2 protein-coding genes are annotated in these 1,697 nt (G+C 43.6%); both read right to left on the reverse strand.

Features of this window, described 5'->3' with window-relative positions; all coding sequences use genetic code 11:
* Nucleotides 1-589 precede the first annotated feature (589 nt).
* Nucleotides 590-1,153, reverse strand: a complete 564-nt coding sequence (locus JKP82_RS20650) for an AlbA family DNA-binding domain-containing protein (RefSeq protein ID WP_218398573.1) — start codon at nt 1,151-1,153, stop codon at nt 590-592.
* 132 nt (nt 1,154-1,285) lie between these two features.
* Nucleotides 1,286-1,600, reverse strand: a complete 315-nt coding sequence (locus tag JKP82_RS20655; protein WP_218398575.1) for a hypothetical protein — start codon at nt 1,598-1,600, stop codon at nt 1,286-1,288.
* Between the last annotated feature and the right edge of the window lie 97 nt (nt 1,601-1,697).

Below are 1,697 nucleotides of genomic sequence, written 5' to 3' on the forward strand. Positions count from 1 at the left end.
TAGCGAAACAGCCTTGATGCTGGAATGTCACGGTTGAACCTACTTTTTAGTGCTGTAAGTAAATGACGCCTAACTTTAAGCTAAGGGGCGCAGATACGTGGGGCATAATGGCGAAGCCGCCCCGCGTATAGGCGTCCCAGCGACCGAAGGGAGTGGCTTAAGCGCTTTGTTAGAAGCAGAGCCTGCACCTTTGGCCTTATTAAAAACTAATAAAGCCAGCATACGATTGATTGTTAAAGCAAACAAGCAAAATGCCAGAGCAGAGATGGTTTTGATTTGACTGAAGCAAGCTGCCATTTGAACTACCAAGTGCAATGGCGCTTGCTGACTTAAAATAAAAACCAGCCGATGAGGCGCCTATTGCGCAACCTTTGGATTTAATGCGGCGAAGTTAAAACCGCCTAAAGCCAGTGCGATTTTTGAAACAACAGGTGAGGGCGGTTGAACTGGTATTTTTATTAAGCCAAACGTAGTTTAGGCTGACGCCTTCTAACGCTAAGCTTTGGGGCGCAGGCACGTAGGGCATAATAGCGAAGCGGCCCTGCGTGTTTGCGTCCCAGCGACCGGAGGGAGTGCCAACAGCGTTTTGTTAGCCACTGATCAGCGCTCCCAGAATTGCCCCGACTAGACCACCCACCAAGTAGTCGATAGCTTTTGATTTTAAACTATTATTACTAGCTTGTTCGTTCTTCATTTTTTCTATTAGCTCTGTTTGTTCTGCTAGTGTTTGTATAATTATTTCGGTGTCCAAACTGTTCTGATTAGATGCTCTTTTGATTTCTTCAACTGACATTGGACGTATAGATTCGCCTTCGCGAATAAATGCACCTTCATGGCATGTAGAGAGTGAACTCGATTTTTCTACTTTGATTAAAAAAACGGATAGTGGACCGCGTACTCTATGGTAGGAAGCGTCTAGAGCTACATTGCTTAGAAGGTCTCTTGTTTTCTGTAGGGTTACATTTGCGAGCTCTTCATCGATGCCTTGAATGTGGTTTCCATTTTCAAGAACACCAAGCGCAATAAAGCCTCCGTTAGCATTCGCAAACGAACAAATAACTTTAGATAAGTTTCTAGGAGTTACGTTTGAAGGAAGATATTCAGTTTCGTTGTCTTCACCTCTTCCAATAAGGTTTAAAATATCTTCTTCCATAAAAACATCCTTTTAAGTGGCTAACTTTTAAATAAGGGGCGCAGGCACGTAGGGCATAATGGCGCAGCCGCCCTGCGTGTTTGCGTCCCAGCCCGCGCAGCGGGCGTGCTTAATTTTTTTGTTATGTTTCATCTAAAATAGACCTATCAAAAATGTTAGCGCAAAATAAATTCCGATAGCTAAAAATGTAGACGGAATCAATGGTAATAATAAGACTACAAACATTGCCATACCTGCACTTTCCACGACACTTTCAGGTTCATGCCGCATTTCGTCACCCTTTAAAGTAGGCCCTTTTTTATAAGCTGAATCACTTGGGTATACCGAATTGAAACCTTTGTCCAATTCTGCCGCATTTCCACTAACAGCTTTGAACAGATATACAAAGAGTGGTTTACATATAAGACACCCAGCACATAATGAGACTATTATTAAAAACCAATTCAATCCATTTATCCCTTAGGAAACATAACTTTCCAATAACGGGCGCAGACATGTGGGGCATAATGGCGCAGCCGCCCCGCGTGTATGCGTCCCAGCGAAC

This window comes from Alteromonas lipotrueae (assembly GCF_019249215.1).
Lineage (GTDB): Bacteria > Pseudomonadota > Gammaproteobacteria > Enterobacterales > Alteromonadaceae > Alteromonas > Alteromonas lipotrueae.

Excerpts from the sequence above, each read along its gene's own strand:
- JKP82_RS20650 (WP_218398573.1), bottom strand. The coding sequence starts at position 1,153 with ATGGAAGAAGATATTTTAAACCTTATTGGAAGAGGTGAAGACAACGAA.